Here is a 13,948-nt window from a genome sequence, read left to right as displayed (position 1 = left end):
GAACAAATTAATAGAGGTGATGAATGAGATTGATAGTCGGAATGACGGGGGCAACGGGTGCTCCGCTGGGCGTGGCGCTGCTGCAGGCGCTGCGGGAAATGCCGGAGGTGGAGACGCATCTGGTCATGTCGAAGTGGGCAAAAACCACCATCGAGCTGGAAACGCCCTACACCGCGCAGGACGTTGCCGCGCTGGCTGACGTTGTCCACAGCCCGGCCGATCAGGCCGCCACTATCTCCTCCGGCTCGTTTCGCACCGACGGCATGATCGTCATTCCCTGCAGCATGAAAACGCTGGCGGGGATCCGCGCGGGCTACGCCGAAGGGCTGGTGGGCCGTGCGGCGGATGTGATCCTGAAAGAGGGGCGCAAGCTGGTGTTGGTTCCGCGCGAAACGCCGCTCAGCACCATTCATCTGGAGAACATGCTGGCGCTTTCCCGCATGGGCGTGGGGATGGTGCCGCCCATGCCTGCGTATTACAACCACCCGCAAACCGCCGATGACATTACCCAGCATATCGTGACCCGCGTGCTTGACCAGTTCGGTCTGGAGCATAAAAAAGCGCGCCGCTGGAACGGACTGCGGGAAGCGAAACATTTTTCACAGGAGAATAAAGATGGCATTTGATGATTTGAGAAGCTTCCTGCAGGCGCTCGATGAGCAAGGGCAACTGCTGAAAATTGAGGAAGAGGTCAACGCCGAGCCGGATCTGGCGGCGGCAGCCAACGCTACCGGCCGCATTGGCGACGGCGCGCCCGCGCTGTGGTTCGACAATATTCGTGGCTTTACCGATGCCCGCGTGGTGATGAACACCATCGGCTCCTGGCAGAACCACGCCATTTCGATGGGGCTGCCTGCTAATACGCCGGTGAAAAAGCAGATCGACGAATTTATTCGCCGTTGGGATACATTTCCGATTGCACCGGAGCGCCGCGCCAATCCGGCCTGGGCGCAGAATACGGTCGACGGTGACGACATTAACCTGTTCGATATCCTGCCGCTTTTCCGTCTGAACGACGGCGACGGCGGGTTCTATCTTGATAAAGCGTGCGTCGTCTCGCGCGATCCGCTCGATCCGGAGAATTTCGGCAAGCAGAACGTCGGCATCTACCGTATGGAAGTGAAGGGCAAGCGCAAGCTTGGCCTGCAGCCTGTTCCGATGCACGATATCGCCCTGCACCTGCACAAAGCGGAAGAGCGCGGCGAGGATCTGCCGATTGCGATCACCCTCGGCAACGATCCGATCATCACCCTGATGGGCGCCACGCCGCTGAAGTACGATCAGTCCGAGTATGAAATGGCCGGCGCGCTGCGTGAAAGCCCGTACCCGATTGCCACCGCGCCGCTGACGGGTTTCGACGTGCCGTGGGGTTCAGAAGTGATCCTGGAAGGGGTGATTGAAGGCCGCAAGCGTGAAATCGAGGGGCCGTTCGGCGAGTTTACCGGACACTATTCCGGTGGCCGTAACATGACGGTTGTTCGCATCGACAAGGTTTCCTATCGCACCAAACCGATTTTCGAATCCCTTTATCTCGGCATGCCGTGGACCGAGATTGACTATCTGATGGGGCCAGCCACCTGCGTGCCGCTCTACCAGCAGCTGAAAGCGGAATTCCCGGAAGTGCAGGCGGTGAACGCGATGTACACCCACGGTCTGCTGGCAATTATCTCCACCAAAAAACGCTACGGCGGTTTTGCCCGCGCGGTCGGCTTGCGTGCCATGACCACGCCGCACGGTCTGGGCTACGTGAAGATGGTGATCGTAGTGGACGAGGATGTCGACCCGTTCAACCTCCCGCAGGTGATGTGGGCGCTGTCGTCGAAAGTGAACCCGGCAGGGGATCTGGTGCAGTTGCCGAACATGTCGGTGCTTGAACTCGACCCGGGATCCAGCCCGGCGGGCATTACCGACAAGCTGATTATCGATGCCACTACGCCCGTCGCGCCGGATACCCGGGGCCACTACAGCCAGCCGGTACAGGATCTGCCTGAAACCAAAGCCTGGGCTGAAAAGCTGACCGCGATGCTGGCAGCACGTCAATAAGGAGGAAAAGATGATTTGTCCACGTTGTGCCGATGAGCATATTGAAGTGATGGCGACGTCGCCGGTAAAAGGCGTCTGGACGGTTCACCAGTGCCAGCACTGTTTGTATACCTGGCGCGATACCGAACCGCTGCGCCGTACCAGCCGCGAGCATTACCCGGAAGCGTTCCGTATGACGCAGAAGGATATTGACGAGGCGCCGCAGGTGCCGACGATCCCGCCGCTGTTGTAAAAAATGCCCTGTAGATAATATCGTGCGCTTTGTTTTGCCGGGTGGCGGCTTCGCCTTACCCGGCCTACAAAACCCGTAGGCCCGGTAAGCGCAGCGCCACCGGGCAAAAGACCGCAGAGAACTAAACCAGGCTTTTCAACCGATAAATCCACTCCAGCGCCTGACGCGGCGTCAGGGAGTCCGGGTCGAGGTTCTCCAGCGCTTCCACCGCTGGCGACGTCTCTTCCGCAGGCACCAGCAGCGACATCTGCGTGCCATCAATCTGCGTCGCCGCCGCATTCGGTGACAGGCTTTCCAGCTCACGCAGTTTCTGACGCGCGCGCTTGATCACCTCTTTCGGCACACCTGCCAGCGCCGCAACGGCCAGACCATAGCTCTTGCTCGCCGCGCCATCCTGCACCGTATGCATGAAGGCGATGGTATCGCCGTGCTCCAGCGCATCAAGGTGGACGTTTGCTACCCCCTCCATTTTCTCCGGCAGCTGCGTCAGCTCGAAGTAGTGGGTGGCGAACAGCGTCATGGCCTTGATTTTGTTCGCGAGGCTCTCCGCACACGCCCACGCCAGCGACAGGCCGTCGTAGGTTGACGTGCCGCGCCCGACTTCGTCCATCAGCACCAGGCTGTGCTCCGTCGCGTTATGCAGAATGTTAGCCGTTTCGGTCATTTCGACCATGAAGGTTGAGCGACCGCTCGCCAGATCGTCCGCCGCCCCGACGCGGGTAAAGATGCGGTCGATGGGGCCAATCTCCACGTTTTGCGCCGGAACGTAGCTGCCGATATACGCGAGCAGCGCAATCAGCGCCGTCTGTCGCATATAGGTACTCTTACCGCCCATGTTCGGGCCGGTAATGATCAGCATTCTTCTCTGCGGCGACAGGCTCAGCGGGTTGGCGATGAACGGTTCGTTCAGCACCTGCTCGACCACCGGGTGACGACCTTCAGTGATGCGAATGCCAGGCTTGTCGGTAAAGGTCGGGCAGCTGTAGTTCAGGGTTTCCGCGCGCTCTGCCAGGTTCACCAGCACGTCCAGCTCCGCCAGCGCGCTGGCGCTCAGCTGCAGGTCGGCCAGGTGCGGCATCAGCATGTCGAACAGCTCGTCATAAAGCTGTTTTTCCAGCGCCAGCGCTTTGCCTTTCGAGGTAAGAACTTTGTCCTCGTACTCTTTCAGCTCGGGAATAATATAGCGTTCGGCGTTTTTCAGCGTCTGGCGACGCACGTAGTGAATCGGCGCCAGGTGGCTCTGCCCGCGACTTATCTGAATATAGTAACCGTGTACCGCGTTATACCCCACTTTGAGGGTGTCGAGCCCAAGACGCTCGCGCTCGCGGATCTCCAGCTTATCGAGATAGTCCGTTGCGCCGTCGGCCAGCGCGCGCCATTCGTCCAGCTCCTCATTGTAGCCGGGGGCAATCACGCCGCCGTCGCGCACCAGAACCGGAGGCGCATCGATGATGGCGCGCTCCAGCAGTTCGCGAAGCTCGGTAAACTCGCCCATTGTTTCACGGAGTTTCTGTACCGGCGCGCTGTCAACGTCGCTCAGCTGCGCACGCAGCTCCGGCAGCTGCTGGAAAGCATGGCGCATCCGCGCGAGGTCGCGTGGGCGCGCCGTGCGCAGCGCCAGACGGGCAAGGATACGCTCCAGATCGCCCACCTGACGCAGAACCGGCTGCAGTTCGGTATAGCGATCCTGCAACGCCGCAATTGTCTGCTGACGGCAGACCAGCGTACCGGTATCGCGAATCGGCATATGCAGCCAGCGTTTCAGCATGCGGCTGCCCATTGGCGTCACCGTACTGTCGAGGACCGACGCTAGCGTATTTTCGACGCCGCCCGCCAGGTTCTGCGTAATCTCCAGGTTACGGCGCGTGGCGGCATCCATGATGATGCTGTCCTGCTGGCGCTCCATGGTGATAGAGCGGATATGCGGCAGGGCGGTGCGCTGGGTGTCTTTCACGTACTGCAGGAGACAGCCTGCAGCGCACAGCCCGCGCGGCGCATTTTCGACGCCAAAACCGATCAGGTCGCGGGTGCCAAACTGCAGATTCAGCTGCTGGCGCGCGGTATCAATTTCGAATTCCCACAGCGGGCGGCGGCGCAACCCGCGACGGCCTTCAATCAGCGCCATTTCGGCGAAATCTTCGGCATAGAGCAGCTCGGCCGGGTTGGTGCGCTGCAATTCGGCCGCCATCGTTTCCCGGTCAGCCGGTTCACTCAAGCGAAAACGCCCGGAGCTGATGTCCAGCGTGGCGTAGCCAAACCCTTTGCCGTCCTGCCACAGCGCCGCCAGCAGGTTATCCTGGCGCTCCTGAAGCAGGGCTTCATCACTGATGGTGCCCGGCGTGACGATGCGCACGACTTTGCGTTCCACCGGGCCTTTTGAGGTCGCCGGATCGCCGATCTGCTCGCAGATGGCGACGGACTCACCCTGATTCACCAGTTTCGCCAGGTAGTTCTCTACCGCGTGGTGCGGAATACCTGCCATGGGAATGGGTTCCCCTGCCGATGCGCCACGTTTGGTCAGGGAGATGTCGAGCAGCTGCGATGCACGCCTGGCATCGTCATAGAACAGCTCGTAAAAATCGCCCATACGGTAAAACAGCAGGATCTCCGGATGCTGTGCTTTCAGCTTCAGATACTGCTGCATCATGGGCGTATGGCTGGAGAAGTCCTTATCTATGTCTTCATTCATATTGATTTTACTCGTTTTTTTAACCTTTCAGGTATTCATGCGGCCCCATTTAAACCCCTGTTAAACTCACATGAACCCGCAAATTTGTCGCTCACGTGTAGCGGGAGAATGTAAATGCTCTTCTCATCATTCTCGGGCTACAAACAAAGGTGGTTCGTTGAAAATAACTCTCAGAGAGACTTTTATTATCAATGAGTTAAGCGTAAAGGATTACGTCTGTACGCATTAGCTCTGGAAAAGTTGTTTTCGATGACCACAGGGAAGCTCCAGCGGGTTTCGGGGTCAGGTAAGTTTGACGAAAAAAACAGAGGTAATCCAGCGAAGAGTATCTTCCGGTGAGCTTAGCGTGATTGGGGTTCTAAAACAGGGTGATGTAAAAAGCCCCGGCGTTAATCCACGCGGGGTTCCATCAACTCAATCAATAATTTTCCGTGCTCTACGTGCACGCAAACCTGCGAATGTGTGGTAAACCCGGCCTCTTCGAGCCAGTTGCCCTTGAGGCTAAGCGCGGCGTGCAGGCTATAGCGTTTAGGGACCTTGGTGTTGCGAATTTCGTGACGCTTTCTGAAATAGCCAACTTTTAAATAGCGGTGAGTTTTTGCAGTCGTCATAACGGGCCGTTGCTCCTGGTAATCATGTGAGCAACGTTAATCATGTCATTATCAAATGTCACGGGTGCGAATTAAAAACTGGAAGGAGGGCCGCAAGTTTTTTAATACAACAATGCAGAGAGGTGGTGGCGAATAGAATAAATAATGCGATACATTTGTGGCAGGTATCGCATTGGGTACATAAATACATTTCAGCGTGATGTTTTAGATGAATTTATTGATGATCTTCTTTATGTTTAAGAATGTATTATTTGTTTTGACATTTTTTGCGTGGTAGAAATAAATGTTCAGCGCATTGTTCGGGGTTTCCAGAATTTCAACCCCATCTATTTTATATAAACAGGCTAATTTGCGGGTCATTAATGCACTCCCATGACCAATATGAATATTGTAACACAAGGTTGACAGATCAAAATTATGCGGAATAAACGTAATATCACTATTAGGCTTGTTGATAATCTTCAGGAACTTTTTCTTGGTATAATCTAATAGCGAATCATTCCAGATAAACAGTGGAAAAGAAGACGACGCCAGGTCTATTCCTCTAGGGGACAATAAGACAATGTCGTCTCCTCGCCATTTGTCCGTGGAATCCCACATGCTATTGTTTAGCTCACGTAAAGAAAAAATATAGTTGTCACGACTGCTAAGGAGTTTATTCATATCTTCATAGTTAACGATTTTGCGTTGATGAATAATGTTAACCTTCTCAGCGGACAGGCCCATGATGATGGTTCGATAAAGAAGCTCCGGTACGCTAATATCGAATGTTAATGTATGCACGGGAGAGGGATCTTTACACCGAATTTCAGATTCCATATTAATTAATTCATCATAAATATTTTTACATTTGCTGTAGTATTCAAAGGCGAGCTCTGTTGGTTGTAAGGTGCTGTAGGTTCTTTGAAATAATTTCCCACCAAGGCTTTCTTCCAGCTCACAAATAACTTTACTCAGCGGTGAGCGAGTGATGCACAATTTTTCCGCAGCCTTTGTGAAGTTACGTTCTTCCATTGTAACCATAAAGTAATGCATTTTTTTTGCTAAAAACGTCCCCATTTTTATTCCTTGTAGTCATTCAAAATAAGACATAGCTAAAATTTTACGAATCATTGGCATTGTGGATTTATGTTCACCTCAATGGATTGTGTATGAATATCTCGTGATGTTTAACCTCCTGTTATAAAACGTTAAAACGACAACCCGTCAGGTATCTTTTTTAGCTAACCCTGTATCATTTTATGAATAATGTAAACCCCCTCGCTGTGTATGATTTGCGTTCAATAGGTAAGGGTTAATGTGAGAGAGGACATTATGGCAATGCCTGTTACCGAACATACAGAGAAAACGGCAGCATTGCTGATTGCAGGCATTTTGGGGCTCAGCCATCATGAATCTGGAATTATTATTGGGGCATTTGCTGGCAGCCTGATTTTTGCGGTATCAGCGAGTAATAAAGCGATATGGGCGAGGGTGATTTTATTCACAGCATCGATGCTTACCGGGATTACCTCGGCAGAATTCGCCGCGTCGCTGCTTTCCTCTGTACTCAGTAAACTTCTTCAACATTCAGTAATTACGCCAGCACCGGTAGGGGCAACGCTTGCTGCTGCCGCATCTGTCAGATTATTGAAGTATTTGAGCATCTATCCCGCAAGGACATTAACAGCGCTAAATCGATTTAAAAGAGAAGAGAAGGAGTAACTATGGATAATTTTACGTTTAGTTCACGTAGTGAATCAAACCTTGAAGGCGTCCATCCGGACTTAATTCAGGTTGCACGCCGTGCGCTTGAATTAAGTCCAATGGATTTTGGTATTACTGAGGGGCTGAGAAGCTGTACGCGGCAAGTTCAGCTTTTCAAAAGTGGAAAATCTCAGACTATCAACAGCCGTCACTTAACGGGACATGCGATCGATATTATTGCCTATCCTACGTCAGCAGGTTCATGGGACTTCGCCGACTATGAGCTTATTGCGAGTGCATTCAAGCAGGCGGCCAGGGAACTCAATATTGCTGTTGAGTGGGGAGGTGACTGGAAGCAGTTCAAAGACGGTGTTCATTTTCAGCTTCCTTACGATGTGAATCCTGCGTGAAATAAAGGCCGTTTTAGTACGTTAATTATCCCTTCAATATTTAACCACAAAAATAAGTGAGGAAAAAATAGATAACTGTAGTGCCAAAATGGAACAAGCTCTATTCATGTGAACGTTACTATTACCCGCATCATTTTACCTCTGATAATTATCTCAGTGGAGATGATGAATATTATATTAAACCATTAAGGAAAATATCATGGCTAAAAAATTAACTATTATGGGCGCGCGTACATTTAAAGCCTCCGATCCTGTTTTGAGTTATCCTGCACGTATCGTGGCATTCGATGCAGAGACGATGGATCCGGTTGACGCGACCTGGCAATATGCTGACAGCAGCACGAGCGTTCAGGGTAAGGAGTTTCTCGATCTCTATCCTGCACTTCTGTTGAATGTCTCTGCTGAAGGCTATGACCCCGTTATCATTAATTCAAATAACATCAATTTTATTGGCCAGATCGGTGTGGTGGCTATTAAAGATGATAAAACGGTTGCACAGTGGGGAGACGTCCAGTTCACTAATAAATATTTCCTGGATCCCGCTGATAATCATGATGTTCGCCAGGTTACAACGAGTATTAATTGTGCCTTCGCGCTGCGTACGGATGGCACCCTGCGCGCCTGGGGGGAGGAACAATACGGTGGCGTCTTGCCAGCTGATGTGTATTCCCGCACGGATATTCTTCGGAGTTCAGGATTCCCTTATGCTGGTCTTGCGCAAGGTCAATCCGCGCCTTATTTCGCTTCATGGGGAATGAACAGTCAGGGTCAATATGCGATTCCTGAAAACATTCAGGCCATGGATAACATCGTTCAGGTTCTGGGATCAATGTCCCGGGCGGTATTGAACGCCAATGGCCAGGTTTTTGCCTGGGGTGATGCAGAGGAAGGTGGACTGGTTCCTGCGGACATTGCCGCGCTCTCTGATATTACGATGCTGTTTGGTAACGATTATTCCTTCACGGCTCTGCGGAGTAACGGCCAGCTGGTTGCATGGGGTCTGGCTGAAAATGGCGGCGCGCTTCCGGATGATATTGTGGCATTGACCGATATTGTCAGGGTCTTCCCGGGTGCAACCAACTACGTAGCACAACGTGCAAACGGTAACCTTGTGGCATGGGGGTCAGATGCAGAATCCATCGCTATCCCGGCAGATATCGCGGCGATGACAAATATTGTGGATGTTAAATATGTATCGACGCCATTTGGACAATCTGCTTTCGTGGCGCTGCGTGATGATGGCACGGTTGTTTCCTGGGGCAGTGCGAATACCGGCGTTGTGCCTGTTCCTGAAGGCGTTGATAACGTCGCCGTCATCTGCGTGGCTCCTGAGTATTGTCTGGCACTGAAAAAGGACGGTACGGTGATGGGCTGGGGTAGCAACGATGTATTCAATGACCCCATTGTCGGAAAGTTAACGGATGTTAAAGCGATTTATGCCGAAGCGGACGTTGCTGTTGCGCTGAAAGGTGATAATACGATCGTCGTTTGGGGGAACGCTCTTCACGGTGGCAGTATGTTAGAGGTCCCTGACGGTGTTCAGGGCAATATCTCGTATACCGTTGCTTCAGCATAATGCGTGATGGGGATCTGCGGCCCTGGCCGTGGATCCTTTTTTCCTATAGTTGTATTATTTATGCATCTTATGCTTTGAGAAAATGTCATGTCAGGAAAACGGATTGCGCGCGAGAAGGAGACCCTTCGCAAGATGATTGCGCTGTATGAGGCGAAATGTCCGCTGGCGGTCAGCGAAGAGGGGCATTATCAGGCGCTCAACGCCTATGCCGATAAGCGCCTGGATAAATGTGTTTTTGGTGAGGAAAAGCCTGCCTGTAAACAGTGTCCGGTGCACTGCTACCAGCCCGCAAAGCGTGAAGAGATGAAGCAGATCATGCGCTGGGCGGGGCCGCGCATGCTATGGCGTCACCCCATTCTGACCGTTCGCCACCTGATTGACGACCGCCGCCCGGTGCCTCAATTACCGGAAAAATACCGCCCCAAAAAATAGCGACAGCTAAGCCTCCAGGCTCTCTTTATCAATGCCCAGCCGCTTCATGCGCGACAGCAGGGTGGTGCGTTTTAGACCCAGGCGCTGTGCGGCACCCTTCGGCCCGGCGACCACGCCGTTAGTCTCTTTTAGCACGCGCACGATCAGCTGATACTCATCTTCTCCCTCTTTCGCTATCTCGGCCTGCGCTGCCGGGGTATCTGGCGCGATCGTTTCCGGTAAAGAAAGCTGCAGCACGTTCCCGCGCGTCAGCAGCACCGCGCGTTCGATGACGTTTTCCAGCTCGCGCACGTTGCCGGGCCACTCCATCGACGAGAGGGTGCGCAGCGTCTCGGCAGGAATACTGTCGATATTGCGCCCCATTCGGCGGGCAATCTTCGCGGTAAACGCTTTGACCAGCAGGGGGATATCTTCCGGACGTTCGCGCAGCGGCGGCAGGAAGATCGGGAAGACGTTCAGGCGATAGTAAAGGTCGCTGCGAAACTCGCGGTCGGCGACCATTTTTTTCAGGTCGCGGTTGGTGGCGGCAATCAGCCGCACGTCGGTCTGGATAAGCTTGTTGCTGCCAAGGCGCTCAAACTCCTGCTCCTGCAGGACGCGCAGCAGTTTCGGCTGCAGCTCCAGCGGCATGTCGCCCACTTCGTCGAGGAACAGCGAGCTTTTGTCCGCCAGCTCAAAACGGCCCAGACGCTGGCTGCTGGCGCCGGTAAATGCCCCGCGCTCGTGGCCGAACAGATCGCTTTCCAGCAGACCCGCGGGCATCGCGGCGCAGTTCATTTTCACCATCCGACGGCTGTTGCGGTTGCTCAGGTTGTGAATGGCGCGGGCAATCAGCTCTTTCCCCGTCCCGGTTTCGCCCAGAATCAGGACCGTGCTGTCGCTTTGCGCCACCATTTCCACCTGCTTGAGGACGCTGTACATGGCGTCGCTGCGGCCGATGATTTCACCAAACTCGCTGTCGACGTTGTTGAGCTGTTCGGTCAGGGCCAGGTTCTCATCCACCAGCCGCTCTTTCAGGCGGTGGATCTCCTGATAGGCAAGGGCGTTATCCAGGGCAATGGAGATACGCTCGGCGATCTGGCGCAGCAGCTTCAGGTTGGCGGTGGTAAACACCCCTTCCTCGCACTGGGCCAGCTTCAGCACGCCCAGCATGGTGTTGCCGGACATCAGCGGCAGCAGGCACAGGGTCTGGATCTTGTTGCCCCAGGTGTTGAACAGCATCCGCTCGTACGGCGCAACCGGATCCTGCTCGCTCAGGTTGAGCAGGAGGATCTCTTTGCTTTTGAAGACTCGCTCAGAAAGGGTGCCCGCTTCGTCCACTTCGCTCTGCTCGTGCGCCGGGTTGGCTTCATCGAGATAGTGGGTGGAGTAGATGTTCAGCTTGCCCTTGCGATGGCCGCGCAGCGCGATGCTGATGGCGTCGATTTTGAAATAGTGGTGGATCTCTTTCGAGACTTCGCTGACCAGCTCATCCATGTCGAGCCGTGACAGCACGGCGTTGGTGATGGCGACCAGAATGCGGAAGTTATCGCGCTCGCGGCTCAGCAGATCGTAATCGACATTATTGGTGACGCGGCTTTGGATCTGCTCCGCCACCACGGCCACAATCTGGGTAAAAGTGTGCAGGCGCTCGTATTCCGCCTCGCGCCAGGGCTGGTCGGTGGTGCGGATAAACTCGCATCCGCCAAAAATCTGCCCCTCTGCCGCCAGCGGCAGCATGCAGTAATGCCCGAAAGGCTGATAGAGGTTGCTCTCCGCCAGCCTCGGCCACGCCTGGCGGAATTCCGCAAAGCTGCAGTGCAGCACTTCTGGCCGGGAGAGTATGCGGCGCACCGGGCCATGTGCCAGATAGGTTTCGTCTTCGTATTCAAACGGTTGGCCATTATCCCGCGCGGAGTAGTAGCTCGCGCGATGGGTTCCGCTATGCCAGAGAACAATCGCGGCGCTGTCCGCCAGCGCCGATTGCCTGACCAGCCGCGTCAGGGCATCGCTCAGCGCAGCGAGGTCGGGCTGTTGTAAAAGTGTGCGCGTGATGTCAAACAGGCCCTGCTGTCCAAGATCGCTCATCGGTGTATACGGCATAGTGCTTTCCAGTAGAAACGAGCAAAAAATTCCATGCTGGCCGCTTGTGGCGCGGCCTAGCAAATACGGGGTAACGGTTCAGCGTGCGGCAGATCCAGCGTGCGCTTCACGCCGTAAAGCCCGGTCAGGCGCACCCCTTTGCGCTCAACCACTTCGCCAATCATCGCCGCCTCTTTTCCTGACGGATGCGCCCGCAGCTGTTCCAGAACGGCCTCGGCTGCGGCACGTTCAACGCCAATCACCAGCTTGCCTTCGTTGGCGAAGTTAAGCGGGTCAAGGCCCAGCAGCTCGCACAGCCCGCGAACGGCAGGCTTAACGGGCAGGCCGCGCTCGGTGAGTTCAATCCCGTACCCGCAGCGTGCCGCAAACTCATGAACCACGGCGTTGACGCCGCCCCGGGTGGCGTCCCGCAGGGCCTTCACGCCGGGCACGGCGCGCAGCGTCTGGATCAGCGGGGTGAGCACCGCGCAGTCGCTGCGCAGTTCCCCGTCCAGCCCCAGGCCTTCGCGCAGGTTCAGGATGGTGGCACCGTGGCAGCCCAGCGTGCCGGTCACGATCAGCACGTCGCCCACGCTAAGGCGCTGCGCGCCCCAGTGAATATCGGCGGGGATCGCCCCCATGCCCGCGGTGTTGATGAACAGCTTGTCGGCCGCGCCGCGCTGCACCACCTTGGTATCGCCGGTGACGATCGCGATCCCCGCCTCGCGCGCGGTCTGCGCCATGCTGTTGACCACCGCCGTGAGCGTCGCCATCGGCAACCCCTCTTCAAGTATAAACCCGCAGGAAAGGTAGCGCGGAACGGCGCCGCTGACGGCAACGTCGTTGGCCGTGCCGCAGACGGCGAGCTTGCCGATATCGCCGCCCGGGAAAAACAGCGGGTCAATCACGTAGCTGTCGGTGGAGAAGGCCAGCCTGTCTCCGTGCGCGGTGAGGGTGGCGAGGTCAATGCGCGCCTGGTCTTCCTGCTCGGCGAGCCAGGGGTTGTTGAAGGCTTCCATAAACAGCCGGTTAATCAGCTGCTGCATCGCCTGTCCGCCGCTGCCGTGCGCCATTTCAACCGTATTCATGCTTCACTCTCCTGGTTGCGATACTGATACCACGCGGCACACGCCCCTTCGGAGGAGACCATCAGCGCGCCAAACGCCGTTTGCGGGTTACAGGTGTTGCCAAATAACGGGCATTGATGAGGTTTACACTTACCGGTGAGCACGTCGCCACAGCGAGAGCGGGGGTCGTCGCAAACCTCCTGCGGCTGCGGGCGGAAATGCGCTTCGGCGTCAAACGCGCGATAGGCTGGCGTCAGGCGCACGCCGGATTGAGCAATCAGCCCCAGCCCGCGCCACTCGCTGTCGCCTTCAACGCTAAACGCGTCGGCTATCGCCCGCTGTGCCCGTTCATTTCCCGCATCCGGCACCACGCGGCGGTACTGGTTTTCCACGCTGCTCAGGGCCGCTATTTTCTGCTCAACCAGCATGGCCACACCTTGTAGTAGATCAAGTGGTTCGAAACCAGCGACCACTAACGGACGATTGTACTGTTCAGAGATGAAACCGTAGGCGTCTGTGCCAATCACCATGCTGACGTGGCCCGGCGCCAGAAAGGCGTCAATGCCGTTTCCCGGCTCTTCCAGCAGGCTGCGCAGGGTGGGGATGAGCGTAATGTGCTGGCAAAAGAAGAAAAAGTTACCGACGCCGCGCGCTTTCGCCTGCTGCAGCGTGATGGCGGTGGCGGGCATGGTGGTTTCAAACCCCAGGCCAAAAAATACCACCTTGCGCGCGGGGTTATTCTCCGCGAGCGTCAGGGCATCCATCGGCGAATAGACGATCCGCACGTCCGCGCCGCGCGCTTTCGCCTGCAGCAGCGAGCCGTTTTTCCCCGGCACGCGCATCGCGTCGCCAAAGGTGCAGAAAATGACGTCGGGCCGGCTGGCAATTTCAATACAGCTGTCGATGCGCCCCATTGGCAAGACGCACACCGGGCAGCCGGGGCCGTGAATAAACTCGATGTTCTCCGGCAGCAGCTGGTCGAGGCCAAATTTGAAGATGGCGTGCGTGTGTCCGCCGCACACCTCCATGATCCGCAGGGGGCTCTCTTTCGTGTAGTCCAGCAGCGCCGCGCGCGTTTTCAGGTGTCCGATAAGCTGCAGCACCTGCTCCGGGGCGCGGTATTCATCAACGTAACGCATGT

Annotated in this window: 13 protein-coding genes; 7 read left to right on the top strand and 6 right to left on the bottom strand. The window is 55.6% G+C overall.

Annotation, left to right across the window (positions count from 1 at the left end):
- The first annotated feature begins 23 nt into the window (after positions 1 to 23).
- From L6R44_RS06360 to L6R44_RS06350, 3 genes are read left to right on the top strand one after another with little or no spacing between them, the layout of a single operon-like run.
- Positions 24 to 626: a non-oxidative hydroxyarylic acid decarboxylases subunit B gene (locus L6R44_RS06360; RefSeq protein ID WP_237423610.1), complete on the top strand. Its 603-nt coding sequence runs from the start codon at positions 24 to 26 to the stop codon at positions 624 to 626.
- Positions 616 to 2,043 (top strand): non-oxidative hydroxyarylic acid decarboxylases subunit C, encoded by a 1,428-nt coding sequence (locus L6R44_RS06355; protein WP_032643075.1) that lies wholly within the window; start codon positions 616 to 618, stop codon positions 2,041 to 2,043. The genes L6R44_RS06360 and L6R44_RS06355 overlap by 11 nt, the downstream gene beginning before the upstream one ends.
- Positions 2,044 to 2,053: 10 nt before the next feature.
- A complete protein-coding gene (locus L6R44_RS06350; protein WP_237423609.1) occupies positions 2,054 to 2,275 on the top strand; it encodes a non-oxidative hydroxyarylic acid decarboxylases subunit D in 222 nt (73 codons plus the stop codon).
- Positions 2,276 to 2,396: 121 nt separating this feature from the next.
- Here L6R44_RS06350 and mutS read toward each other — a convergent pair whose 3' ends face one another.
- From mutS to L6R44_RS06335, 3 genes are all read right to left on the bottom strand, one after another.
- Positions 2,397 to 4,964 carry a DNA mismatch repair protein MutS gene (gene mutS / locus L6R44_RS06345; protein ID WP_237423608.1) on the bottom strand — a complete coding sequence of 856 codons (2,568 nt, stop codon included), beginning with the start codon at positions 4,962 to 4,964 and terminating at the stop codon, positions 2,397 to 2,399.
- Positions 4,965 to 5,353: 389 nt separating this feature from the next.
- Positions 5,354 to 5,575 (bottom strand): SymE family type I addiction module toxin, encoded by a 222-nt coding sequence (locus L6R44_RS06340; protein ID WP_077064215.1) that lies wholly within the window; start codon positions 5,573 to 5,575, stop codon positions 5,354 to 5,356.
- 204 nt (positions 5,576 to 5,779) lie between these two features.
- Entirely contained in the window at positions 5,780 to 6,634 is an 855-nt protein-coding gene (locus tag L6R44_RS06335; RefSeq protein WP_237423607.1) for a LysR family transcriptional regulator, read from the bottom strand.
- Between the two features lie 255 nt (positions 6,635 to 6,889).
- On the opposite strand from L6R44_RS06335, the gene L6R44_RS06330 reads away from it, so the two are divergent.
- The 4 genes from L6R44_RS06330 to L6R44_RS06315 all read left to right on the top strand — a co-directional run bounded on the left by L6R44_RS06330 (position 6,890) and on the right by L6R44_RS06315 (position 9,679).
- Positions 6,890 to 7,279: a putative holin gene (locus L6R44_RS06330; RefSeq protein ID WP_125371957.1), complete on the top strand. Its 390-nt coding sequence runs from the start codon at positions 6,890 to 6,892 to the stop codon at positions 7,277 to 7,279.
- A gap of 2 nt (positions 7,280 to 7,281) precedes the next feature.
- Positions 7,282 to 7,671, top strand: a complete 390-nt coding sequence (locus L6R44_RS06325) for a M15 family metallopeptidase (protein WP_237423606.1) — start codon at positions 7,282 to 7,284, stop codon at positions 7,669 to 7,671.
- 199 nt (positions 7,672 to 7,870) lie between these two features.
- A complete protein-coding gene (locus L6R44_RS06320) occupies positions 7,871 to 9,247 on the top strand; it encodes an RCC1 domain-containing protein (protein ID WP_237423605.1) in 1,377 nt (458 codons plus the stop codon).
- Positions 9,248 to 9,334: 87 nt separating this feature from the next.
- Positions 9,335 to 9,679: a nitrous oxide-stimulated promoter family protein gene (locus L6R44_RS06315; protein WP_237423604.1), complete on the top strand. Its 345-nt coding sequence runs from the start codon at positions 9,335 to 9,337 to the stop codon at positions 9,677 to 9,679.
- Between the two features lie 6 nt (positions 9,680 to 9,685).
- Here the strand turns inward: L6R44_RS06315 and flhA are convergent, their stop codons facing one another.
- From flhA to hypD, 3 genes are read right to left on the bottom strand one after another with little or no spacing between them, the layout of a single operon-like run.
- Positions 9,686 to 11,761 (bottom strand): formate hydrogenlyase transcriptional activator FlhA, encoded by a 2,076-nt coding sequence (gene flhA / locus L6R44_RS06310; RefSeq protein ID WP_237423603.1) that lies wholly within the window; start codon positions 11,759 to 11,761, stop codon positions 9,686 to 9,688.
- 56 nt (positions 11,762 to 11,817) lie between these two features.
- A complete protein-coding gene (hypE, locus tag L6R44_RS06305; protein ID WP_237423602.1) occupies positions 11,818 to 12,828 on the bottom strand; it encodes a hydrogenase expression/formation protein HypE in 1,011 nt (336 codons plus the stop codon).
- Positions 12,825 to 13,946 (bottom strand): hydrogenase formation protein HypD, encoded by a 1,122-nt coding sequence (gene hypD, locus L6R44_RS06300; RefSeq protein ID WP_237423601.1) that lies wholly within the window; start codon positions 13,944 to 13,946, stop codon positions 12,825 to 12,827. Before hypD ends, hypE begins: the two co-directional genes overlap by 4 nt.
- Between the last annotated feature and the right edge of the window lie 2 nt (positions 13,947 to 13,948).

This window comes from Enterobacter cloacae complex sp. ECC445, from assembly GCF_021892025.1.
Taxonomy (GTDB): domain Bacteria; phylum Pseudomonadota; class Gammaproteobacteria; order Enterobacterales; family Enterobacteriaceae; genus Enterobacter; species Enterobacter chengduensis.
The sequence above is the reverse complement of the archived record's forward strand: the minus strand, read 5'-3'. Positions and strand labels throughout refer to the sequence as shown.

Coding starts and splice junctions, on each gene's coding strand:
- flhA (WP_237423603.1), bottom strand. CDS start 11,761: ATGCCGTATACACCGATGAGCGATCTTGGACAGCAGGGCCTGTTTGAC.
- L6R44_RS06320 (WP_237423605.1), top strand. CDS start 7,871: ATGGCTAAAAAATTAACTATTATGGGCGCGCGTACATTTAAAGCCTCC.
- L6R44_RS06360 (WP_237423610.1), top strand. CDS start 24: ATGAGATTGATAGTCGGAATGACGGGGGCAACGGGTGCTCCGCTGGGC.
- L6R44_RS06355 (WP_032643075.1), top strand. CDS start 616: ATGGCATTTGATGATTTGAGAAGCTTCCTGCAGGCGCTCGATGAGCAA.
- L6R44_RS06325 (WP_237423606.1), top strand. CDS start 7,282: ATGGATAATTTTACGTTTAGTTCACGTAGTGAATCAAACCTTGAAGGC.
- L6R44_RS06335 (WP_237423607.1), bottom strand. CDS start 6,634: ATGGGGACGTTTTTAGCAAAAAAAATGCATTACTTTATGGTTACAATG.
- L6R44_RS06340 (WP_077064215.1), bottom strand. CDS start 5,575: ATGACGACTGCAAAAACTCACCGCTATTTAAAAGTTGGCTATTTCAGA.
- L6R44_RS06315 (WP_237423604.1), top strand. CDS start 9,335: ATGTCAGGAAAACGGATTGCGCGCGAGAAGGAGACCCTTCGCAAGATG.
- hypD (WP_237423601.1), bottom strand. CDS start 13,946: ATGCGTTACGTTGATGAATACCGCGCCCCGGAGCAGGTGCTGCAGCTT.
- L6R44_RS06330 (WP_125371957.1), top strand. CDS start 6,890: ATGGCAATGCCTGTTACCGAACATACAGAGAAAACGGCAGCATTGCTG.
- L6R44_RS06350 (WP_237423609.1), top strand. CDS start 2,054: ATGATTTGTCCACGTTGTGCCGATGAGCATATTGAAGTGATGGCGACG.
- hypE (WP_237423602.1), bottom strand. CDS start 12,828: ATGAATACGGTTGAAATGGCGCACGGCAGCGGCGGACAGGCGATGCAG.
- mutS (WP_237423608.1), bottom strand. CDS start 4,964: ATGAATGAAGACATAGATAAGGACTTCTCCAGCCATACGCCCATGATG.